The sequence below is a fragment of the Maribellus sediminis genome, assembly GCF_011799805.1.
GTDB lineage: Bacteria > Bacteroidota > Bacteroidia > Bacteroidales > Prolixibacteraceae > Draconibacterium > Draconibacterium sediminis_A.
This window is the reverse complement of record NZ_WXUB01000004.1, coordinates 445,186-468,815: the sequence shown is the minus strand read 5'-3', so window position 1 is coordinate 468,815 and position 23,630 is coordinate 445,186. Positions and strand designations below refer to the sequence as shown.

At 41.0% G+C, this 23,630-nt stretch carries 23 protein-coding genes; 14 read left to right on the top strand and 9 right to left on the bottom strand.

The annotated features are described in order from the left end of the window. Positions 1–2: 2 nt before the first annotated feature. From HFD85_RS16705 to HFD85_RS16675, 7 genes are read right to left on the bottom strand one after another with little or no spacing between them, the layout of a single operon-like run. Positions 3–722: a CIS tube protein gene (locus HFD85_RS16705; RefSeq protein WP_167612495.1), complete on the bottom strand. Its 720-nt coding sequence runs from the start codon at positions 720–722 to the stop codon at positions 3–5. Between the two features lies 1 nt (position 723). Beyond that, positions 724–885 carry a DUF5908 family protein gene (locus tag HFD85_RS16700; protein ID WP_167612493.1) on the bottom strand — a complete coding sequence of 54 codons (162 nt, stop codon included), beginning with the start codon at positions 883–885 and terminating at the stop codon, positions 724–726. Between the two features lie 2 nt (positions 886–887). Next, positions 888–1,328 carry a phage tail protein gene (locus tag HFD85_RS16695; protein WP_167612491.1) on the bottom strand — a complete coding sequence of 147 codons (441 nt, stop codon included), beginning with the start codon at positions 1,326–1,328 and terminating at the stop codon, positions 888–890. Further along, complete coding sequence (locus HFD85_RS16690) at positions 1,325–1,771, bottom strand: phage tail protein (RefSeq protein WP_167612489.1); 447 nt, start codon at positions 1,769–1,771, stop codon at positions 1,325–1,327. Before HFD85_RS16690 ends, HFD85_RS16695 begins: the two co-directional genes overlap by 4 nt. A 25-nt stretch (positions 1,772–1,796) precedes the next feature. Next, positions 1,797–3,725, bottom strand: coding sequence for a phage tail sheath family protein (locus HFD85_RS16685; protein WP_167612487.1), 1,929 nt, complete (start codon positions 3,723–3,725; stop codon positions 1,797–1,799). An 18-nt stretch (positions 3,726–3,743) separates the two neighbouring features. Beyond that, positions 3,744–4,622 (bottom strand): hypothetical protein, encoded by an 879-nt coding sequence (locus HFD85_RS16680; protein WP_167612485.1) that lies wholly within the window; start codon positions 4,620–4,622, stop codon positions 3,744–3,746. Then, complete coding sequence (locus HFD85_RS16675; protein WP_167612483.1) at positions 4,619–5,215, bottom strand: Pvc16 family protein; 597 nt, start codon at positions 5,213–5,215, stop codon at positions 4,619–4,621. Before HFD85_RS16675 ends, HFD85_RS16680 begins: the two co-directional genes overlap by 4 nt. Positions 5,216–5,751: 536 nt before the next feature. Between HFD85_RS16675 and HFD85_RS16670 the strand changes: the two genes are divergently transcribed. The 4 genes from HFD85_RS16670 to HFD85_RS16655 are packed head-to-tail and all read left to right on the top strand — an operon-like array spanning position 5,752 to position 13,170. Next, positions 5,752–6,981: an ABC transporter substrate-binding protein gene (locus HFD85_RS16670; protein ID WP_167612481.1), complete on the top strand. Its 1,230-nt coding sequence runs from the start codon at positions 5,752–5,754 to the stop codon at positions 6,979–6,981. A gap of 34 nt (positions 6,982–7,015) precedes the next feature. Continuing rightward, a complete protein-coding gene (locus tag HFD85_RS16665; protein WP_206082003.1) occupies positions 7,016–7,555 on the top strand; it encodes a phage tail protein in 540 nt (179 codons plus the stop codon). A gap of 11 nt (positions 7,556–7,566) precedes the next feature. Further along, the gene (locus HFD85_RS16660) at positions 7,567–8,106 is read left to right on the top strand and encodes a phage tail protein (RefSeq protein ID WP_167612479.1); all 540 of its coding nucleotides are present in this window, start codon (positions 7,567–7,569) and stop codon (positions 8,104–8,106) included. Between the two features lie 45 nt (positions 8,107–8,151). Beyond that, complete coding sequence (locus HFD85_RS16655) at positions 8,152–13,170, top strand: PKD domain-containing protein (RefSeq protein ID WP_167612477.1); 5,019 nt, start codon at positions 8,152–8,154, stop codon at positions 13,168–13,170. Between the two features lie 68 nt (positions 13,171–13,238). Here HFD85_RS16655 and dacB read toward each other — a convergent pair whose 3' ends face one another. Then, positions 13,239–14,666, bottom strand: coding sequence for a D-alanyl-D-alanine carboxypeptidase/D-alanyl-D-alanine endopeptidase (dacB, locus tag HFD85_RS16650; protein ID WP_167612473.1), 1,428 nt, complete (start codon positions 14,664–14,666; stop codon positions 13,239–13,241). A gap of 34 nt (positions 14,667–14,700) precedes the next feature. Here dacB and crcB point away from each other — a divergent pair, with 34 nt between their 5' ends. From crcB to eno, 4 genes are all read left to right on the top strand, one after another. Continuing rightward, a complete protein-coding gene (gene crcB / locus HFD85_RS16645) occupies positions 14,701–15,081 on the top strand; it encodes a fluoride efflux transporter CrcB (RefSeq protein WP_167612467.1) in 381 nt (126 codons plus the stop codon). A gap of 59 nt (positions 15,082–15,140) precedes the next feature. Continuing rightward, on the top strand, positions 15,141–15,692 hold the full coding sequence (locus HFD85_RS16640; RefSeq protein WP_167612464.1) for a hypothetical protein: 552 nt from the start codon (positions 15,141–15,143) through the stop codon (positions 15,690–15,692). 45 nt (positions 15,693–15,737) lie between these two features. Then, positions 15,738–16,094: a DUF190 domain-containing protein gene (locus HFD85_RS16635; RefSeq protein WP_167612461.1), complete on the top strand. Its 357-nt coding sequence runs from the start codon at positions 15,738–15,740 to the stop codon at positions 16,092–16,094. Positions 16,095–16,358: 264 nt separating this feature from the next. Continuing rightward, positions 16,359–17,657, top strand: coding sequence for a phosphopyruvate hydratase (gene eno, locus HFD85_RS16630; protein ID WP_167612458.1), 1,299 nt, complete (start codon positions 16,359–16,361; stop codon positions 17,655–17,657). A 112-nt stretch (positions 17,658–17,769) separates the two neighbouring features. Here the strand turns inward: eno and HFD85_RS21770 are convergent, their stop codons facing one another. After that, a complete protein-coding gene (locus HFD85_RS21770) occupies positions 17,770–17,961 on the bottom strand; it encodes a hypothetical protein (protein WP_240925066.1) in 192 nt (63 codons plus the stop codon). Between the two features lie 35 nt (positions 17,962–17,996). Between HFD85_RS21770 and xerA the strand changes: the two genes are divergently transcribed. The 6 genes from xerA to HFD85_RS16600 all read left to right on the top strand — a co-directional run bounded on the left by xerA (position 17,997) and on the right by HFD85_RS16600 (position 23,562). Beyond that, the gene (gene xerA / locus HFD85_RS16625; RefSeq protein ID WP_240925065.1) at positions 17,997–18,947 is read left to right on the top strand and encodes a site-specific tyrosine recombinase/integron integrase; all 951 of its coding nucleotides are present in this window, start codon (positions 17,997–17,999) and stop codon (positions 18,945–18,947) included. A gap of 168 nt (positions 18,948–19,115) precedes the next feature. Further along, positions 19,116–19,895 (top strand): hypothetical protein, encoded by a 780-nt coding sequence (locus HFD85_RS16620; protein ID WP_167612452.1) that lies wholly within the window; start codon positions 19,116–19,118, stop codon positions 19,893–19,895. Between the two features lie 192 nt (positions 19,896–20,087). Next, positions 20,088–21,068: a PD40 domain-containing protein gene (locus HFD85_RS16615; RefSeq protein ID WP_167612449.1), complete on the top strand. Its 981-nt coding sequence runs from the start codon at positions 20,088–20,090 to the stop codon at positions 21,066–21,068. After that, positions 21,055–21,834 carry a hypothetical protein gene (locus HFD85_RS16610; protein WP_167612446.1) on the top strand — a complete coding sequence of 260 codons (780 nt, stop codon included), beginning with the start codon at positions 21,055–21,057 and terminating at the stop codon, positions 21,832–21,834. Before HFD85_RS16615 ends, HFD85_RS16610 begins: the two co-directional genes overlap by 14 nt. After that, positions 21,824–22,669 carry a hypothetical protein gene (locus HFD85_RS16605; RefSeq protein WP_167612443.1) on the top strand — a complete coding sequence of 282 codons (846 nt, stop codon included), beginning with the start codon at positions 21,824–21,826 and terminating at the stop codon, positions 22,667–22,669. The genes HFD85_RS16610 and HFD85_RS16605 overlap by 11 nt, the downstream gene beginning before the upstream one ends. A gap of 176 nt (positions 22,670–22,845) precedes the next feature. Further along, positions 22,846–23,562, top strand: coding sequence for a hypothetical protein (locus HFD85_RS16600; RefSeq protein ID WP_167612440.1), 717 nt, complete (start codon positions 22,846–22,848; stop codon positions 23,560–23,562). Positions 23,563–23,630 lie beyond the last annotated feature (68 nt).

The following is a 23,630-nucleotide window of genomic DNA, read 5'->3' as shown; positions in this document are numbered from 1 at the left end:
AATTATGATACTTTCTCAATGGGTGGAAAGAAAATCTTCTGTCCAACGGTTAATTTTCTGAAGTTGCTGATCTTATTCGCACGGGCTACTTCGAGGTAATATTTCGAATCGCCGTAAATGCGGTGGGTCATCAATGGCAAAGTATCCCCTTCCTTCACAATGCGAACATGCGTAAGGTCGGGCGACGAATTGTTTTCGATCGCCACCCGAAGATTATCCTCGATAAAACCTTTAAATTTTGCAGTGGCGGAAGCACGTAAAGGTGTTCCGTCGGCTTTGAATAATTTAAAAGTAATGTCCATTTCGGTGAGAACACCTTTAAACAAAAGTGCTCCCCACGAAATAATGAGGTAATTCGGGCGGTGTTCATCGCCATTGTAATCGAATACCACACGTTTGAACAGGTCGATATCGTCGGCCACGCCAACTCCCTCATCAACCGACAATTCGTCGTCATCGGACGTTGAAGGCTCGCCATAGTTCACCAACACCCCGGTTCGGTCGAAAATAAATTCCAACTCCAGATCTTCGGGCGGAGTACGGTTGTAACGCGGCGAGGAAGAACTGGTCCCTGAAGCCTGCCGGCTGTTCTGTTCAACCTTGTATTTGAAAACATACTTTTCAGGATTCAGTAAAGCTCTGAATTCGCCATTGGCAATTTCGTTGTTAAACTGTTCGTCGCGGTATGCTTTAATCTGCAGTTTTGTAAGTTCTCCCGACATATCAGCGTTCTTCTTTTTTCGACAAAAGTTCCATCACCTGTTCCACACAGGCTTCAATGATCTTCTCCTGCGCGCTTTCCTGTTCACCTCCACCTGCTTGCGGACGTTCGGATTGGCCGGAAACATTGATCTTGATATTCAGTTCCTTTATCTCTATCGGCATAATTAAATTACGTTGAAGTAGTTATAAGTGAGTTCCAGCGTTTCGATGGCCAGTTTGCTTTCTTCGGCGTTAAAATCGCTCATGCTCCATTTCACCGGATAGGCGTGAACCACGTTCCAGCTCATCAGTGGCTCATGTTTTTCATTCAGCAGTTTCACAATCAGGTTCGTTGGTTTAAAACTGAAGTTTTCAACGGCATCGCGACACCATTTAATCACTTCCGAATCAACCAGCAAACCTCGTTTTAAAACCAGGTTTGGGTACTTGGTACGCACCGGCACCTTGTGTTTGAACCGGTTCTCACCTCCTTCCGCAATTTCTTCGGTATCCACGTCAACAGTTAATCCTGAAACCGACTGAAAGCGCTGATCGTTGCTGCTGGAAGTGATATCCGGAAACTCAACACTGAAATGAAATCCTATGGGTGGATGAAAGTTTGTCATTCGATCATGGTCAGTTTTTCGTGAACAAACTCGGCTGTTTCGATCGCAATTTCATTTCCATCGGCTTTAAAATCGGTGGCCTGAATTTTTGTGATGTAAGCGTTTATCGCCTTCCAGCTGATAACAGGTTCGTGACTTTCGTTTAAAAGGCTGATCACCAGATCGCCACGGTATTTCTCTTCACCTTCCTGAAAATAAACCGTTTTCACCCATTTTTCGTAGAACTCGCGTCCTTTGTCGGCGAAGGTTCCGCGTTTGAGTGTAATGTTGCTGTACTTCGAAAGACCGGGTTGTTTGGCCTTGTGGTATTCAGCATCGGCACCGGCGCGGTATTCGATCACTTCGCGTTCGAAATCGAGCCCTGAAACTTCGGTGCAGTTAAATTCTGTGTCTCCAAAGCTCACTTTAAAATGAAACTTTGGTAATGGATATGTAGTTGCCATAATTTATTCTTTAAAAGTTTGTTGATTAAACCTCCTGCATTTTGTGTGAAAATCTCAGAACAATGAATTCAGCCGGCCGAACGGCAGCCATACCAATTTCTATAATCATATAGCCATTGAGAATGTCCTGTGCGGTCATGGTTTCACCCAGGCCTACTTTTACGAAGAAAGCTTTGTCAGGCGTCGACCCGGCCAGAGCTCCGGCTTTCCACAGGTTCACCAGGTAATTATCGATCATTGCTTTTACTTTTACCCAGGTGTTGGCATCGTTAGGCTCGAATACAAATATTCCGGTGGCTTTTTTAACCGATTCTTCGACCATATTAAAGAAACGACGTACCGAAACATAGCGCCACTCGTTGTCGTTTCCGGCCAGCGTTCGTGCTCCCCATATCAGGGTGCCTTTTCCGGTAAAAGCACGGATGGCATTTACTGATTTTCCGGCTTCGGTATCGATATTCAGACTTTCCTGATCTTCACTCGTAATGTTTACTGCCGGACCTTTAACTGCGGTCAGGGAAACATTTGCAGGGGCTTTCCACACGCCACGATTGGCATCAACTGCTGCATAAACACCAACAATTGCTCCACTTGGTGGAAGTACAACTCCTTGCTTATTAATTGCTGCAACAATTCCGCTGTACACCGGATCGATCTGTTTCAGCGTTTCGGTCCTCACTTTGCGTGTGGCTGCCAGCTCCGAGTAGAATCCATTAATCAGGGCATTCAACTTGTCGTAAAGTGCGGTGAAAAACGGAGCAGCCTTCGTGGCTGTGCTGGTATCGGAATATATGTCGTTAGACGAGGTGGTAGGCGCTGCAAAAGTGTAGCCCGTAAAATCAGTGCCAAAATCGGCCAGGGTTAAAATCGGAACGTCCCACGGAGGACCGGCCGGTACGCTGCCGTTTGCAGCATCGCTGAAATAAACGTAATCGTACAACACTTTCAGCAACTTATGAAAAGGCGTATCTGCCGCAATAGTCTTGGCATGCAGGCTGGCAGCTGATTTTGGATCAGCAGTATCACTGTCGGTAAACGTCAGGTCGTGGAATGCTTCAAAAGCGTCATAAATAACACCTGCCTGCGTAACCAGTTGCGGCCTGGTGGTAATTGGACCTAAAGCGACCGGTGCGGCTTTGGCAGCAATATCGGTATCCAGATGTCCGATAATAGCCACCAGATCGCTGTTGAACAAGGAAGTTACCGGACTTACCGGCGCACCACCTTTTGAGAATGTTCCGGCTACAATGGCATCGTAATCGATTTTAAACGGCAACGTGGTCTTTATCCAGGGGTAATAAGTGGCTCCGTATTTCAGGTAATTCATGCCCACGTTATTCCTGAATTTGGCCACCGGATCGGCAGTTGGTGTTGCATCTTTATCGCCGTTTACAATATCGAGTACCGAAAAACGGTCCTGCAATTTGTTGCACTGAGCCAGCATGGCAGCGTGAACTTCGCCTGCGCTTGCTTCGGCCAGATGAACGGATTCCGGTATAAGTAGCAGTGTTGGCAGGTCTTCTTTTTCGAGTGTTGCCAATCCGGCAAGCAAAGCTGTTTTTACTGCTGATAAATCGCTAAAAGGATCGGGTGAATAAGCGCCAACGGAAACAATGTAGCAGTCGCCGCCGCCATTTGAGAAAAACATGCGCAAGGAATCGTATAAAAGAAATTTACCGTTCACTACCGCAGATTTCACCGTATTATCGGCTTTTAATTCAATCTGAATGGTAGTAGGATCAGGTGCTCCACCAAAAAAGAACTCGTATTCTTTTAGCGAGCCTATTTTTATGGGTTTAAGAATACTTTCGGCATGAAAGTCAACGCCATCAACTACAGCCATTTCGGTGTAGCCAATAAAGGCGGGGATCGCGGTCTCTACCTGAGCGACCGAAGGCGGAAAAATGGAGATTTCTTCCACATAAACGCCCGGTGTTTTGTACGTTGTTGCCATAACTGTTTTGATTTAATGTTACATGTATATTTCTGAGTATATTTTATTGTCGGCCCCGTTGGGCTTTATCATGTTAGCGTCCGGATTCGGGAGTTCTGCCCCGTCGAGTTCAATCGATACAAATCCTTTTTCGGTGAGAGGATGTTCTTCATTTGTTACCAGTTGCCGCGGATTTCCATCTTCAAAGTCTACATCATCTTTATTCTTTTTCACCTTCTGATCGGTATTGAAAAAATACCTCCAGTAAGTCTTTCGGTTTTCGAACAGTAACTGGAAAGAGGCAAAAGGTTCGCTGATTTTTTGTTGAGCATCGGTTACATTCAACGAAGCATTTTCGCCCTTCATCGAAACACGAATCACCCCGAACAAACCGTTTTTTTCAGCGCTGGTCAATTCCTTCAAAACTTGTTTCTCTCCATCGCTGCTTGCAATAAAATCATCGTTGACAGCCAATTTCCCACTGCTTAAGGGGACGAGCGGAAACCCCGGAGATTCGGTGTTTAAACGTTTATTGGAAAAGAAAAAGAGCTTACCGGCATTCGATAAATCCAGGTGAGTAAGATTAAAGAATGTGTGTGCATTTAATTTTAACAAAAAAGACAGTTCCAGTGTGTCATCCAGTGCGATCAGGGGAGTTGATTCATCAACTTCTGAAACATTCACCCATATTGTAAAGCCGCTGGTATGCCGCTTGAAAACAAGTTTGTGTCCTTCGAGTTTGTTTTGGGTTACAGATGTGGGGACAATTCTAAAAAACGTGGATATATCGTATCCGGCAAGCTGCTTTTCCTTGTCATTGTCATTCATCGAGAAGAACTCAACGTCGCCTTTATTCAAATAATAAAGGTGTAATATTTTTACCTCGAACAGGGGTTTATATGTAATTGCGAATGTCATTGTTTCATATCGTTTAGGGTGCCACCAATGTGTGTAATTACTTCTGAACTGGCCAGTTTTTTATCGCGTTCAATCTGAATGATCTGCACTTTATAGATCACTGAAGGCAACTGCCGGCCACCCAAAGTTCCCCAGATGTTATTCAATACTTCAAATCCGGGCGTGAACAGTTCAACTACAAATTTGAAATGGTCGAGCACTCCAAACGAAGCGTTCGATCGGTTGTAAACTGTGTTTGATGAAGTGAATATTTTTTTACCCTGGAAAAATTCAATGGTACGCGAAATACTACTCAGCGAAATGTCGTATGTTGAACAGTTAGCCGCAACCAGCAGGTACAAATTAAGATTCACGGGAGGATTTCGGTATTCGGTTTTATTATTTACCACGCGGGTCGAAGAAAAGTTCTTTAACGTGGTTTCTTCCTCAATATTTAGCAGGCTGATTATAACCTTTCCTTCGATTCGATCGGCATCTTTCGATCCCGACTCCCAAAGTGCGACATTATCAAGTACCAGGGTCTTGCCAAGTCCTACTTCGTCAAAGTATTTTTCAAGTTGTTCTTTTAGAATTTGTACGGTCTCGAATATCATTTTTCTCTCATTAGGGTTTGTATTAAAACGACCTACATACGAGTTAACTCCCTGCGGGATACCTATAAAATTCTAATGATAAAAGGGCTTTGGCGTCTTTTCTGTACTAAAATGAATCCTTTAAAGAATTCAAGTGATTTAACAGTAAATGCAAGTTACAACAATTAGGCAATACGAGTCAACAGTTTTACTGATTCTAAATAAGAGATTAAAATTAATAAGCTGGCTGTCAACTCATTTAACAAAAGATTTATGGACAAATTGATATTATTTAAAAAATAATGATTAAATCTTAGCCTCCGAATTGCTAAGTATTCACCACATCAAAATTCATTAAGTATTCAGAATATGAATATTTTACTGCTGCATAATTGCACATAGTACCATAACACACTATCAGTCTGAAACATAAACCCTGATCACAGATTTAAACAATCACTAATCATAAATTATTATACAGGTAATTACATACTTAGTTTTTATTTAAGATAAATTAGTCTTAAATTGTATTGCATTACAACCCGAAACTTTTCAAAATGAATACAAGAAGAAATTTTCTAAAAAATCTGACTTTAGGCGCAGGAGTAATTGTGAGTCCAAATTCGATATCTCCACTGTTTTCGAAAGCAAAATCAGGGGTACACCGTGTTGGAATTTTAGTGGCAACTTCTTCGACAAACTCAGAATATTCTGAATCTTTTTTAAATGGTGTTCACCTTGCATTTCAATGGATATCAAACGAAAACATAAGGTTTGAGCCAATTACAGAAATGGTAAAGTTTGGATATCAATCGCAAACGATCAGAAAAACGCAGCACCTTATTCAAAATAACCAGGTTAACAGCCTGATTAGTCTTGTAAACACCGATGTCGGCGACAGGATTAGCGAAATAACAGAAGCTGCAAAGATACCTGTCGTTGTTGCAAATGCAGGCGAAAACATTCCATCGGCAACCATTCGAAAAAATCCATATTTGTTTTACAGCTCGCTTGATTTGTGCCGCAATTCAGCGCTTTCAGGTAAGTTAATGGTAAACAAATTTGGAAAAAACATAAGCATTGTCAGCGATATACACGACTGTGGTTACGACACTATTTACAGTTTTCAAAGCGCAGTAGAACAGGCTGGCGGCGAAATCACAAATAAATTTATAAATGACCGGACTGATCCCAATTTCTTTGAACAAACTATACAACAACTGGAAAAGGGAAAGAGTGATGCCCTGTTTCTTTTAATGAATAAACACGAGGCGACTGCATTTCTGCAAACTTACCATAACAATGGTCTAAAAATACCGGTTGTTACTACTTCGTTTGTTACCGAAAAAAGTTTGGCAATACAACTCGGAAGTGCTGCAAATAACTTGTACCATGTCAGCTCGTGGATAAAAGAACTCGATAATCGAAACAATATTCATTTTGTAAATGCTTACCACAATCAGTTTTCTTCTGATCCGGATCAGTTTAGTTTTTTAGGCTATCAAACCGGACTATTGACTGCTGAGATTCAAAGTGTAAGCTACCAGGAATCTAGCAAACCCCAGGTCCTTCTAAAAAATTCTCCATCGGACCAATCAGTGCTTAACACTCAAACCGGATTCATTGAGCAGGTTGCTTATTTGTGTAAAACTACACAAGGCAGCTTTTCGTTACCGGCAAATACGGTTATCGATCAAATCGAAACCACCAAAGACTTCGAAGAAAGTTTTAGAAGAGAAGACGAAAACATTCATTCAGGATGGCTAAATCCATACCTGTTTGTATAGATAAATTTTTATTCACCATTAAATCTTATAAATTATGGATCCCTTTTTAGGACAAATTATGATGTTTGCCGGCAACTTTCCGCCCCGAGGCTGGGCTTTCTGCGACGGCACTTTACTCCCTATTTCTTCCAATACTGCCTTATTCTCTATTTTGGGTACAACATATGGAGGTGATGGCAGAACAACTTTTGCATTACCGGACCTACGTGGCCGGGTAGCAATGCATCCGGGGCATGGTCCGGGATTATCTTCACGGATTTTAGGTCAAAAAGGAGGTACTGAGTCAGTTACATTAACAACGTCGGAAATGCCGTCCCATAACCATGCTGCCACCGGAACTGTTCAGGCAAAAAACGGACAACCCGATGAATCCAATCCCGGAGGAACGGTACCTGCATCGCTTACCGGTGGTGCCGAAGGCTATGCTGAAACACCCAATACAACTATGAAAAGCGGTGGTGTTGATATTACCGTAGGCAACAACGGAGGAAACCTGCCACATACAAATGTGCAGCCCTTCAACTGTGTGAATTACATTATCGCTTTACAAGGAGTTTTCCCATCACGTAATTAAAACAAATAACTATGGAACCTTTTATCGGACAAATAATAATGTTTGGGGGTAATTTTGCACCACGTGGCTGGGCTTTATGCGACGGGCAAATTTTACCAATAAACAACTATCAGGCTCTTTTCTCAATTCTCGGAACAACATACGGCGGAGATGGACGAACGACCTTTGCCCTCCCTGACCTTCGCGGAAGATTGGCTATGCATCCGGGCTCAGGTCCCGGACTAAGCACACGTAGGCTGGGTGAAAGGAGCGGTACTGAGACAGTTACGCTGACGACACCGGAGATGCCGTCTCACAATCATACTGCAAACGGAACCATTCAGGCTAAAAACGGTCAACCCGATGAATCCAATCCCGGGAATGCTGTTCCGGCATCGCTTTCAGGTGGTACCGAAGGCTATGCGGAAACACCCAATACTACGATGAAGGCTAACGCCGTTGAGGTAACTGTTGGAAACAGTGGTGGTAATCTGCCACACAACAATATCCAACCTTACCAATGTGTCAATTTCATCATTGCCCTCGAAGGAATTTATCCATCCCGCAACTGACAATGATCTATAGAACAACCATCCCAAATTTAAAAACGAGTAGCAATGAAACATTTTTTACTTCTTTCAGCCATAATGCTCCTGTCTTTTGTTCAGGCTTTTTCTCAAACCACACTATTAACCGAAGGCTTTGAAACCGATGGAGAAGGGAGCAGATATACTTCTACAACTTTCTCTGATTGTACGAGCAGCGACTATTTTTTGAGGACAAACGATAATGGTCCGTTCACTAGTTGTGGTTCATTTGGTGGCGTGCTGTTAAATGTTCAGGGAAGTTGGTTCTGGGTTGCTGAAGATATTGAGTCTACAGCCAATCCGAATGCAACTTTTTCTACCTTAACACTAAATCCACTAAATGCTTCCGGGTATTCCAGTATCACAGTTTCATTGTATATGGCAACCGGGCGAACAGGTACTCACTGGGAATGGGGTGATTCGATAAAAATCCAAACAAGTTGGGATGGAGGTTCATATACAACCATCGGACAGTTTGTGGGAGATGGAGAGTTCGGAGGTTTTCTCCGTCAGGATATAAATCTGGATGGAGTAGCTGATCCTGGAGCTTCAGACATTCCGGCAACATTTACCAATTTTACTTTTAATGTTCCCGGAATCGGTACGAACTTAAGGGTCAGGGTCAGGTTATGTGGCCTTGACGGCAGCGAAGAATTTGCCTTCGACCAAATCGTGGTTCAGGGAAGTTCAACGCCTCCATCAAATTATGCACCTGTTCTGGCTTCCATCGAAAGCGAAAATTTGCTTTTTACTGAAGGTGACGGGCCCTTGCAAGTGAGTAATACCATTACCGTGAGCGACATTGACGATACCGAACTTGACAGTGCAGTTGTTTCGATCTGCAGCGGATTCAATACTTCTGAAGATGTTTTATCGTTCAGCCCGATAGCCGGAATTGGCGGCATTTTTGATCCGTCAACCGGTATTCTAACATTTACGGGTACTGCATCTTTGTCCAGTTATCAGAGTATATTACGGTCTGTTGCCTACCAAAATACAAATACAACCAACCCGTCAAATTCTGCACGTGAGATCTGCTTTACAGTGAACGACGGCACCGACGACAGTAACACGCTTTCACGAACGATCAACATTATGGATGTGATCAATGATGAAGTTTGTATCCCTTTTGCCGAAAGTTTTGAAACCGACGGTGAAGGAATTACCTACGTTTCTAACACGTTTAATGACAGCCCAAGTCCTGAATTCTTTTTCAGAACCAATACCCAACCTACCGGACATGCCGAATCAGTTACCGGAATTGATGGATCGTATTTTTGGGCGAGCGAAGATGTGATGAGCGGCTCGAACGGAATAACACCGGGCATTATCGAATTTGCCCCGATGACAATAACCGGTAATTCTTCATTTGCAGTGTCCATTTCAATGGGAACCAGTAACAGCAACGGTACGCGTTGGGAAAAAACAGACAATATTTACCTTCAGTACAATATCGACGGAGCCGGGTGGAACACTTTTGGCTTATTTGAAGGAGATGATGAATTTGGAGGCGATTTGCGTGTCGATCTGGACAATGACCCGGACACATTAGGTGGTGGCGGGCCATATGGAGATGTTGTTCCAAACGGTTCAGTTTCCGATTTTGATTTCAATTTTACAGGTTCAGGCGATGTGATGAAAATCCGGATCATGGTAGAACAGGACGGCGGATCAGAAGAACTCGTTTTTGATAATATTCGGGTTTCCGGCAACGTAACCGTACCGGCGCTCTGTAAAGACATTTCAATTTATCTTGATAATACAGGAAATGCCTCCATCGTTCCGTCCGACATCTCACTGAACGTACTTGATGCTTGCGGGGCTGATTCGCTTGCTGCTTCAGCCACCGATTTTACCTGCGACAGTATAGGCGACCGAACCGTTGTGCTTACTGTATTCGATGCTGTAGGCAATACCAGCACCTGTAATGCTACTGTTACCGTTTTGGACACTATTCCTCCAGCACCGATATGTATCAATGGCTTGGTTGTTGAGTTGGACTCAAGTGGAACGGCCACCGTTTATGCCACCGACCTGTTAGCCTCACCTGCGACTGAAGCCTGCGGACCGGTAACTTATACCCTATCTGATTCCGTGTTTACTTGTGACGACTTAGGAACAAACATTGTTCAACTTTCAGCAAACGACGCAAGCGGAAACAGCGATTACTGCGAGGTAACTGTTTTAATCGAAGAGAACCTTAACATTGCATTGACCTGTCCTTCTGACCAGGTAGTCAGTATCGACAACAATTGTGAATTCATTCTGGGAGACTACCGATCTCTGGCCACTGCCTGGCATCCCTGCGGAATCGATTCGCTGAGGCAGGTTCCGGCCGCCGGAACTCCGTTAGGACTAAACGACACTCTCGTAACCATTACGGCATTTAGCGGCGCCAAAAGCACAAGCTGCACATTCAATATTTCTTTGGACGGAGTAAATGCTGACTTCATATCTGACATCGACAAAGGATGTGTGAATTCAATAATTAGTTTCACTGATAACAGCAACGGAGGAACCACCTGGTTGTGGGATTTTGGCGATGGTTCTCCAACAGAAGCGTTACAGAATCCGGTTCATAAGTATGAAACACCCGGAACTTATTCTGTAAAACTGATTGTCGGAAATACGAATGGTTGTATTGACTCCATTGTAAAACAAGACTTTATAACCATCCATCCTCCCAAAGCCAAATTTACTCTGGCTCCTTCAACCGGATGTTCAATACCACACACGGTATTCTTTACCGACCAATCGATCCTCCCTGATACATGGTTTTGGGATTTTGGCGATGGTAATACATCAACAGCGCAAAATCCTATCCATACTTACACTCAATATGGTACTTACAAAGTGTTATTGACAGTAACCGACACCATATTTGGCTGCCAGGATACCATATCTGCCATTGTAGTTGTGGATGACAATCAACCTCCAACGATATTATGTCCGGGAACCCAAATGGTTTATTCTGATGAGAATTGCCAGGGTAAGCTGGACGATTTTACCTCACTTGTAACGGTATCAGACCTTTGCGATCCCAATCCTGTTGTTACGCAATCACCAACGCCGGGAACTCTGTTTTCCGATTCGATTAACGTCACGATCTTTGCGAGCGATGCAGCTGGAAACATAGATAGTTGTAAGTTTACTGTTATTACAATTGATACGGTAAATCCGCAAAGCGTTTGTCAAGACCTTTCAGTTTTCCTCGATTCTTACGGACAAGCAACGATCTCGGCCACAGAAGTTGATAACGGCTCTACTGATAATTGTTCAATCGATTCCATGTGGCTTGACAAATATGATTTCAACTGTAGTGAATTGGGTACCAACAATGTTACGCTGTTTGTTAGTGATGCCAGTGGAAGCATTGACTCCTGTGTTGCAACAATTACCGTTGAAGACACCATAAAACCAATGGCGGTATGTAAAAATATTGCCGTCAACCTCGATCAAGGCGGAAATGCGAGCATTACCGCCGCTCAAATCGATGGCGGTTCAAGCGACAATTGCAGTATCGACAGTATGTGGCTTGACAATTATATGTATTATAGTGCCGATGTTGGGGATAACCTGGTAACACTTTACGTTTCAGATGTAAGCGGAAATGTAGATAGCTGCACAGCTATAGTGTCTGTTGAAGACAATTCTGTTCCCAATATAAAATGTAATCCAATTACCATATATCTAGATGAAAACGGTGAATATCCGCTTTCGGACGATGATGTTATTGCACTTTCAAAAGGAACCTGGGATAATGCAACAGCTCAGGAAGATCTCAGTATTTATGCGATTCCTTATCCAAAGGAATTCAACTGCAACGAACTCGGACACCAAATAATAGTGCAGGTTTTTGCCGTTGACGAAGCAGGGAACAAAGGTAGCTGCAGCCGTCTTATTAATGTTATCGATACTTTCCCACTTGTAGTGAATGAAATCGATGATATTGAAGTAATGGTCGGTGCTGGCGTATGCGATACTACAATCTCAATTTCCTACCCTGAACTTGCAACAAACAATTTATGCTCCGAATTCACCCAAATATCAGGTCTCGGTCCCGATGGTGCTTTCCCGGTAGGTACAACCGAAGAAAAATGGCTGCTAACAGATACGCAAGGAGATTCGCTGGAATTCTCATTCTTTGTTACGGTTTTTGCTGAAAACCTCAGTCCTACTCTCGATATGATTGCGAATGTAGATACAACAGGCCATCCGTCAGAACTAACAATCCCGCTTACCGGAATTTCTTATGGTGCCGATTGTGCCGAACAAAGTATTGCAGTTACCGCCTCAGGATTGAATTCTGATGTTGTGAGCGGCATTGCTGTAAATTACACTTCGCCGGCTTCAGTGGGAGAATTGCAGTTAACGCTGGCACCTAATGCAATGGGCAGCGATACCATCACGGTAAGCGTTGAGGACAGCGAAGGTGGCATTACGACACAAAGTTTTATGCTTACTGTTAATTACACCAACCAGGCGCCGATGGTCATGAATGCCATTGCCGACCAGGAAGTAAATGCCGGACAGGTGATAAAAATACCTTTCAACGATTCGGTATTTGTTGATTACGACGGCGACTCGTTGCTGATTGAAATTGCATTGGAAGAAAATTCAACGCTGCCTGCCTGGCTCGAAATTATGAACGATACGCTTTATGCAACACCTTCGATTGCAGACACCGGTTGTATTTCTGTTGTAATTACTGCAAGCGATCCTTCCGGTGTTTCAGTAAGTGATACTTTCAATATTTGTGTCGACGGATTTATGGTAGGCACCAACGAGATTAGTTTAAACGAACTAAACCTGAACCTGTTCCCGAATCCTTCGAAAGGATTGGTGACCCTCGAATTTGATGCGCAGGTAACAGGCGACATTGAAGTGCTGGTGACCGACATTAGCGGTAAACAGATCCTGAAAAAGTCATACCTGGCAAGTCAGCGTATCAACTTTAACCTCAGCGAGCAGGTTTCAGGAATGTACCTGGTAAACGTTCAGGTTGACGGGCAACATTACATGCGAAAGCTTATTTTGAACAGACGATAAATCACACATTAAATCATTAAACAGGGATCCGGATCGGGTTCCTGTTTTTTTATGCTTTCAGTTACCGACTAATTCTGCTTCTTTAACACCAACAATAAGTCCTCGATTTCCTTAGTCAGATTATAGTGCGATCCCGAAAAGTGGTTGAACATGATGGAAAATACCATCTGTTTTCCTGAATCGGCTTGCAAATAACCGGAATAACAACGAACACGGGTCATGCTGCCGCTTTTGGCCTGCAAAGTTCTGCCTGGGAAATTGGCCTTCGAAAACGAATACAAGGTGCCTTCACCGGCTTCGGGTAGCGAGGCTACAAAGGCTTTATCATTGGCCATGTTCGTCATTAAATCAACAAAAAACGCAGGCGAAACCGCATTGAAATGCGACAAACCGCTGCCGTCTTCCATAAAAATAGCATCAGCAGACAAACCTTTGTCCTGCCAGTATTTCTTCACCAATTCAATTCCCTTTTCCCGGTTCCCGATGCCGTATTTTTCAACAGCAAGTTGTTTCAAGAAATGCTCGGCAAACAGGTTCACACTTTCGTAATTCAGCACCTTGGTAATCTCTGCCAGTGTTGGAGATTCCTGGATAAAAATATTCTGTACTTTCTTCTGATCAACAGATTCAAGCAACACTTCCCCACTGATAAAAATACCTTTCTCCAGCAGCGCCTGTTGCAGATCGGCCGCCAGTGCAACTTCGGGATGTTGCATGGCCGCTCTAATGGTAAATGCTCTTCGGTTGGCCGGTATAGTACCACGAATGACCCGTGTTTTATCCAGCGGACTGCCAAAAACATAAGCATTATCGCGCTTATCATTTGCGGAAAGCACTTCATTTTTGATTGTCATTCCATCGATTTTTGGATAGGTTGCAATAATTTTTGTTGGGCTGCCAACCGTTGCCGGCGACCGGAACGTGATCCGGAACATGTTATCGTAAACAGTAAAAGCACTGGCACCGGCACCGTAATAATTTCCCATATCTTCCCAAATCCAGGTAGCCGGTATCTTTTCCGAATCATAAATCGAAGCATCCAGAACGAGGTTGCCTTCAATTTTTTCGATACCCGCATTTTTTACCTGTTGTGCCCAGTTTTGCAAAAAATGAAAATAATGGTTTTGAAAATACTCTGATCCCAATGCAGGATCGGCACCTCCTGTTAACACCAAGTCGCCTTTAAGTACCTTATTTCGGTTTACTTTTCCTGTATATCCAATATTTGTTTCAAAGCGATAATCGTCACCAAGAATGCGGATGGCGCTGGCGGTAGTGATCAGTTTCATGGTTGAAGCCGGGATCAACAACTTTTCGGCATTCAAGTCAAAAAGCTCCTTCCCCGATTCCAGATCATTAACTAAAATCCCAACGGAAGCATTTTGGTATTCCGGTTTGTTTAATACGTCTTGAAGCGATTTTTCAAAGCTTTGCTGGGCGCTAATTAACAGCGGGCCAAAGGCAAAAAGCAAAACAAAAAGGAAACGTGCGATCATTTTATTATTTTTGAGCTTCTAAAATACGTAAAATATGTTGCGAACACTCCTGATAGTTGGTACCGGTGGTTTTATCGGAAGCGTAATGCGCTACCTGGTGCAGCTGATTGTTGAGCGCGATATGTCGAGCACTTTTCCCTGGGGAACTTTTGTGGCTAACGTTGCTGGCAGCTTTATTATCGGTGTGGTTTTCGCACTGGCACAAAAAGGCAACTTGCTGAGTGCCGAGTGGCGATTGTTCCTGGCAGTGGGTATTTGTGGCGGTTTTACTACTTTTTCAGCGTTTGCTTACAACAACCTCACCATGCTAAAAGAAGGCGTTTACGGGCAGTTAATCCTGAATGTAGGTGGAAGCCTCTTTTTTGGTCTGCTGGCGGTGTATCTTGGTATGATTGCGGTAAAGGCCATATTTTAAAGGGATTTACCAACGATTTAACACCATGTCTAATTAACCAACTATCTAAGAACACTACTATGAACCTTCCTATTCAAAATGAACACTTCGAAAAAATTGCCGGTTGGATTATTCCGAAAATTGATCGCTATGAACTTGTATTAACGCTTTTGTTACTTGTAACTTTCGTATTACGCATTTTATCAGATATTCAGGTTGGAGTTTTTATTACCATGATTCTTTCCACATTAGCTCTTTTATATTTCTTAATGGCCTACCTAAAACCGGAAAAGGCATTGAGAATGGAATTATTTCTGTTTAAAATAGGTTACTGGAGTTTAAGCGTAACAATAATTGGGATATTGTTTAGAATTGAACGTTGGCAATATTCTGATCTTTTTTTGATTATTGGCTCAACAACTGCCATATTGGTAGTTTTGATGGTTAGCCTAATCCTGGTTAAAAAGTCCGAATTATTCCTGTTTAACCGAAAGATGAAAATGCGGATGGTTATCATTGCGGCACTCGGATTGATGTTCTATATTACTCCCACATCAGAATTGGTTCGACTAAAAATCATGCAACCAAATCATGAAGAAATTTCACTCAATTCTGAAACTTCCGTTCGCTGAACTGTGTAAACAAGTTTGATTGTCATCCACAAAAAATCAAACGCTATGAACATTTCAGAAAAAACCGGAATCTTAAAAATTTATGTTGGCGAATCGGACAAGATTAATGGCAGGGTACTGTTCGAGGAAATCGTTTTCGAAGCCCGGAATGCAGGATTGGCAGGGGCAACTGTTTACAAGGGAATAATGTCTTACGGAGCCAGTCACTCCATTCATACCATGAAAATATTTGCGCTATCGAACGATCTGCCGGTGATCGTCGAGATCATCGACAACATTGAACGGCTCGACAAATTTATTGAAACCATCAACAAGATTATGCAAGCCAGTAAACGCGGCGGACTGGTAACTTTCCAGGAACTGAGTGTAGTTCGCTACGAAAAAGGCGAAAAGTACAGGTAGAAAGCGAGAAGTTGGAAGATGGAAGCCCGAAGTTGAGGCTTGAAGCTCGCGGCTCAAAGCTCGAAGCTTGTGGCTTGCGGCTTGCGGCTTGTCATATTAACACTTTTTAAGTTAACCCAATGTCAAATCAACGGTTTCAGGTATTTTCCCCCTGTTCTGGTGTGCAAGAAATTACTACCTTTGGACTGCCAAAAAATACAGGACTTAATAACCTGATTTACTGCAAATAACAAATTACAAGTTAAACAATAAAAACTACTCAAGATGTTAATTAGCGATGTAAAAGCAAGAGAGATCTTAGATTCACGTGGTAACCCAACCGTAGAAGTTGAAGTACTGCTCGAAAGCGGTGCTTTTGGCCGTGCAGCTGTACCTTCAGGTGCCTCAACCGGAGAAAACGAAGCACTCGAACTTCGTGATGGCGACAAAGGCCGTTACCTGGGTAAAGGTGTTTTGAAAGCTGTTGAAAACGTAAATACCATCATTTGCAAAGAACTGATTGGTATGGACGCAACTGACCAGGTTGCCATCGATACAAAACTACTCGAACTTGACGGAACGAAAACAAAATCGAATTTAGGTGCCAACGCTATGTTGGGTGTTTCTTTGGCTGTAGCTAAAGCTGCTGCCGAATATTCAGAGCTGCCATTGTACCGTTACATTGGTGGAGCTAACGCAAAAACTCTGCCCGTTCCAATGATGAACATCATCAACGGTGGATCTCACTCTGATGCTACAATTGCTTTCCAGGAATTCATGATCCGTCCGATCGGAGCTACTTCTTTCCGCGAAGGATTGCGTATGGGAGCTGAAGTTTTCCACGCACTGGCTAAAGTATTAAAATCAAAAGGACTTTCTACCGCAGTTGGCGACGAAGGTGGTTTCGCTCCAATGTTAGGTGGTACCGAAGAAGCTATCGAATCAATCCTAACTGCAATTAAAAATGCCGGTTACAAACCGGGTCGTGCCGAAGACGGTGGCGATGTATCAATTGCAATGGACTGTGCTTCTTCTGAGTTCTACAAAGACGGCGTTTACGATTACAGCATTTTCGAACCAAACGGTGTAAAACGTAACTCCGACGAGCAAGCCGCTTACCTGGCAGAACTGATCGCTAAATATCCTATCGATTCAATTGAAGACGGTATGGACGAAGGCGACTGGGACGGTTGGGTAAAACTAAACGCACTGATCGGCGACAAATGTCAGCTGGTAGGCGACGACCTGTTCGTAACAAACGTTGAGTACCTGCAAAAAGGTATCGAACTGAATGCAGCCAACTCTATCCTGATTAAAGTAAACCAGATTGGTACTTTAACCGAAACGCTGGATGCTATTGAAATGGCTCACCGCGCAGGTTACACTTCAGTAACTTCGCACCGTTCGGGCGAAACCGAAGATTCAACCATTGCCGACATTGCAGTGGCTACCAACTCGGGCCAGATCAAAACCGGTTCGTTGAGCCGTTCTGACCGTATGGCTAAATACAACCAACTGCTTCGTATTGAAGAAGAACTGGGTGCAAGTGCCATTTACGGTTACAAAAAAATCTACAAGAAGTAAGCTTATTTCTTAACGATATAGCAAAACCGCTTCGTCAAACAGACGGGGCGGTTTTTTTGTGCCTTAAATTAAGTACCCCCCTTGCCATCAAATGATTACCATCGCTGCATTTTCAGAAATTATGTTTATTTTTATTCCGGTAACCATCAGAACCAAAAACCAAAAACATTGACCCTACGCCCGCAAATAACGCTTGAAAATAGTCAGCACCAACAGCAGGAGGTTGTTCTTGTTCGCTTTTTATATCATCCGGCAATAAACGACCGGCTAAAAGAATTGTTTCCGGCAAGGTGGAGTAAATCATTAGCGTGTTGGTTTATTGCAAAAGATGAATTCAACTTGGGACGTTTTTTCGAGGGACTGAAGGATTTAGCTTATATTGATTATGCAGCGCTAAAAATCAAAACAAAGCCGATGGTTCTGCAAAAAGCCAGCCGGGATTATTCGCATCGATCGTCCACCGAATTGCCTAAAGGATATATTGAGCTGCTAAAACAAAAACGATACAGCCAGAGCACTCAAAAAACCTACTCTGCCTATTTCAAAGATTTCGTGCACTATTTTAGTGAAAGAGATCTGAACGAAGTAAGCGGAGATGAAATCAATGCCTACTTGCTGGCACTCATAAATAAATGGGATATTACTACCAGCGAGCAAAACCAAAGGATAAACTCTATTAAGTTTTATTATGAAAAAGTCCTGCGAAAAGCGAGGCAGGTTTATGAAATAGAGCGTCCGAGAAAAGAAAAAATCTTACCTGACATATTGAGTAAGGAAGAAGTGGGAGCTATTTTAAAAGCCACCGAAAACCTGAAGCACAAAACTTTACTATCGGCAATTTATTCGTGTGGATTACGAAGAAGTGAACTGGTTAATCTGAAAGTTAAAGACGTTGACTCGAAACGAATGATGATAAAGATTTCAGGTGCTAAAGGAAAGAAAGACAGGTATGTGCAGCTTTCGGAGGGATTATTAAAATTACTAAGACAATACCATCGTGAGTACAAGCCTGGTTTTTGGTTATTTGAAGGACAAAAGGGTGGACCTTATTCACCCGAGAATATCTCTATCTTGTTGAAAACTGCCGCACAAAAAGCAGGCATAACAAAACGTGTTCATCCGCATATGTTGCGGCACAGTTTTGCCACGCATCAGCTTGAACAAGGCGTGGATATCCGTTTTATTCAAGCATGGCTTGGGCACGACAGTTTAAAAACCACTCAACGTTACACCCATGTTACGGAACATAATTTTAAGAATTTTAAAAATCCGTTGGATGAGCTACTTTAGACAAAAACTTGGGTTACACACCCAAATCGGGGGTATAACCCAAATTGACAATAGCGAAATAACCCAAAGTTTTGGGTTCCACATACGTTACCTGCAAGCTTAAAAAAAGCAACCATTATGGATTGAAAATCATCTAATTGGGAAAAGAAATCAATAAAAAACCAAATTATGAAAAAAATTCAAACATTGATTTACACAATTGTCTTAGTTGGTTTGCTTAGTTGTAATAAAGACGAACTTGTTATTCAACAAGGAGAGTGTATGCCTTTCTCCATTTCTGACACTTACCAATACCCAATTGTTCCAGGAACGGATGAATGGGCAGACTTAAAATCATCAACCGAAAAGGTACAGGCTTGCCAAATCCCAAGTAGCAAAATAAAATCAATTTCGACAGAGGGTTTATTGGAAACTTTATTGACATATCCGCTAATACTTGACTATGGTGCATTTAATCTACAACAGGACGGATTTGAGAGAATTAAATCCGAAAACAATGGATTTGACGAACTTTATGACAGAACGGATTTCTTTAATGTTATTACAGAACGATATAAGCTAATGTCTTTAAATTGCGACAAAAATTATTATCCTCCATTTATCGGAGAAATAGAAACTCCAATTCAAATTTCTTTTCAAACAATTGAATTCTTTATGCTTCAGGACGAGTTGTTGAATAAAACGAACTCAAATCAAAGAATACAGATTCTTGAAACGGTATTAGAAAAGCTTCAAGCAAAAAAAGATTACGGTATTTCGCAAAATGAGAACTTAGTTTCATATGCGATATTGGGAAAAATCATGATAAAAGAAAATTATTCTCCTTTCGTAATTATCAATGACGAGAATGAAATAATGTCTGGATTAGAAAGAATTCCTATTGGATTCGATTCAGATATGTTAAACTTAATTGAAAACAATGCAAAAGAATTAAAAGCCAGCAGGTAACAAAGTACATATTGCAGGGCGGGGTTCGGTGGTACGCCAACTGCGGATTCTCGTTTCGCAGTTCCGTGTCCTTCGGACAGGAACGCTCTCCGAAATCCGCCCCGACAACATGTACCAACCGTTACCGCCAAGTTTAAAAAAGACAAAACGATGATATTTTAAAAATTAATGTTTCAACCAAAAAAAACCAAAATGAAAAAAATTATTTTCCTACTAATTGTGACCATCTCACTTACGGGATGTTTTTGGAATGACGATGAAGACGTTATTGAAAAATCTGCAATTATAACTCAAACTCCAACCAATTTGGGTGCTCTTAATACAAAATATGATGATTACAATTCAAATTGGGAACCAGATGGAGAACGAGGTGGCTGGATTATTTTTTCATCAAACAGAAATAGCCAAGGCGAAAATTTTGATTTGGTTTATGCAAATTTGTACTATATCGAAGACTCAACAAGCGGTAATCTCACTTGCGAGGTACTGAATTTTGACCTTCCTTATGATTTTGAAGTCGCCATTCGTAACATCAATTCCGACAAAAATGAATTTGGTCCATATTTTACCGCCACTGGAGGGAATTTAATCTTTATGTATTCTACAGAAAATTCCTCTAGTTATGACATCCAATTCATGGATATGACAGGTTGGTATTATGAGCAAGGAGAAAATTATGATTCAATACCAAAATCAATCCCTAAAATCAATGAATATGCCGATGACCTTTATCCAACTTTAACGGCAGATAAAAAGAATTTAATTTTTTGCAGTAATAAAAATGACGGAGTATTCAATATTTTTAATGCTTCCTTCAATTCTGTAATTACAAGTGAAGCATTAGTCAGTGGAGATATAGATTCAATAACTAAAATAGAAACTTTATCAAGTACTGGTGACGATAAATGTCCGTTTATTGGCGAAGATAATATGATGGTATTTGCATCAAACAGAGAAGGAGGTTATGGAGGTTACGATTTATGGTATTCATTTTATATAAATGGAGCATGGACAGAACCTGAAAATTTCGGGAGTGAAATAAATTCAAGTAAAGATGAATTTCGACCAATAACATTCGATGTATTAGGACATAACTTAATGATTTTCTCATCAAACAGGTCAGGAGGGAAAGGTGGTTTCGACTTATATGCAGTTGAGTATGAGACATACTAAAACTCAAAATAAAATAAAAACAGTTGCTAACACAGTACATATTGCAGGGCGGGGTTCGGTGGTACGCCAACTGCGCCCCGAGGCTTCGGGGCTCGTTTCGCAGTTCCGTGTCCGTCAGCTGACGGACAGGAACGCTCTTCGAAATCCGCCCCGACAACATGTACCAACCGTTAACGGCAAGTTTAAACTAAAGCATATGAACATAGAATCTCTTATACAATTAAAAGAAACAAAGGAAGATTTTAAGTATTGGATTAACAGTGATTTTGTTTCTGCTGAAATTAAAGAAGACCTAAATAAAGCTTCTATTTTATTTTTACCATTTATCGGTCAACGAAGGGAAAATGAAGCAACTTTTCCATCAGGAACAGAAGCAATATATTCCTATTTTAAAGAAAAAATTGATAAGGAGTTTTCAGTTGATATTTGTATTGCCGATGAACTATATCAAGAACTTGCCTTACATAGCAATTATAAAAGACTAGGAAAGTTTATAGTAAAATCAGTTGCTCTTCCTGTATTTCTAGCAGTTTTATCATCATATGTTTACGATACCATTATAAAACCTACAAATGAAGCACATCAAGTTTATATAGAAAATACTGATAAGGAATCGCCAAAGAAATATTTAGAAATCCCTGAAGTTAAGTTTACCATTATAGTTGAAGATTCTAGTAAGGTTACGAAAGAATTTAATTATGAAGGTCCAGCTAACCAAGTAGAGAATATTACTGAATCAATAAAAAAATTGTGGGATGCAAAATAATGTAGTCTCAAAATTAGCTAGTTTGGGAGATATTTCACTCGATTTAGATTCTCTTTTAACAGAAATAACTTCTTTAAAACACAATTATGTTGCTAAAAATGATGATAGCAAATCAAAGGAATATTGGATTTATGAGGAGATAGTCAAAATACATAAAAATTATCTAGAGGCTTTTAAACTCATACAAAATAAAGAGTATTACAAAGGTTGGTGCAAACTCGAGAATATTGAAATCAGTATTCAATTTTTGAAACCACACTTTCCATTTAAAGATAACTTATATAGATTATCACAAATAGAAAGAAATGTAAAAAACTTGCAAGCTATTTTTCCATACAGAATGTTCACTAGCATTGAAATGATAAAAAAAGAAGTGAAGTGTAATATTTGTGATAAAATAATAACTCCCAGAAATCCTTGCCCTCATAAGGTTGGAGAAATTTACCTCGGAGAAATGTGTTTACGAGTCGTAACAAAATCAGACATATTGGGTATTGCGTTTGTAGAAAATCCTGTAAACAAATATACTGTCCCATTTATTAAGGAGAGTGACGATGGTGAAACCATTGACCATTATGATTATACAGTTATAAATTATCTGTTTGAAACTATTAAACATCCTTTTGAAAGGTGGGATTTAGTAACACGAAGGAAATATGCTCCCCACGAAAATTATAAAGACATAAAACCCGAAGACTATTGTCCATGCAATTCGACAAAAAAATATTCGGAATGCTGTTTAAAAAAGGACGGAGTAGAATATATACATTATGAATTTTTGTTAGAAAGACATGTTAATAAAAAACGTTATCGGAATTTTAAAACAAAGAGATAAGATGTAACATTGAATAAAATAATTTAACTGTTCCTTTGGTTGTCATTTACTGATTTTGCCTATTTTTGCTATGAACTTGTAGCTTAATAAGGCAAAGCGACCAGCAATGGTAGTTCCCGGTTCGACTCCGGGCTTGTAATGCGTAACCATTGGTACGCATTACAAGCCTTTTTTTTATGCTAAAAATTTATCAAGCAAGCGTTTCAAACGTAAGAGAACTAAAAAAACAGAGGAAAAGCTTAAAAAGACTTTTTAATAAAGTCATAATTAATAGTGATAAATCTTCATTTGAAGTTCTAACAAAACTTTATGCTTTACTGTATTCTTCATTTGCAGAGACTTGTTTCCTAAAAATGATACATACACCCTATGGATTTTCAGATAGCTATATAAATCAAATTGTAAAACAAAGAAACCTTGAACAGCAATGGCAGAAGTGTATCGAATTGGCTTTTTCTAGTGTTGATAAAATGAGCAACTCAGGAGAAATTCAAAATAAAAAGCTAATATTAAAAAGGCACTTAAACAACTTCATAATTGAACCAAGCCAGATTAGAAACAAAATCGCCCATGGTCAATGGGCTGCGGCGTTGAATTCTGAGAACACCGACGTAAATAATGCTACATCAATAAAAATTTCATCATTAGACTTTGTTAAAATTGACATATTGTTTGAAGTCTATGAAAAAATTGGACAAGCAGTAGAAGACTTAATAGAAAGCCCGCACAAAACACATTTTAGAGATTTTTATGTCCATATGTCTGAACTTGAAGAGTTGATTGACAAAACAAAAACTTGGACATTGTCAAGCAAAATAAAAGTTATTAATGATAAAGTCGAGAGAATAAGGAAAATAAAAGAAAATAGAAAAAAAGAAAAAACCAGCCGTTAACAAGTTGCAAATTGCATTGCGGGTGCAGTGGTGTGCGTTGTCTCTGCTCCTTTCTTGACCGTCATGTC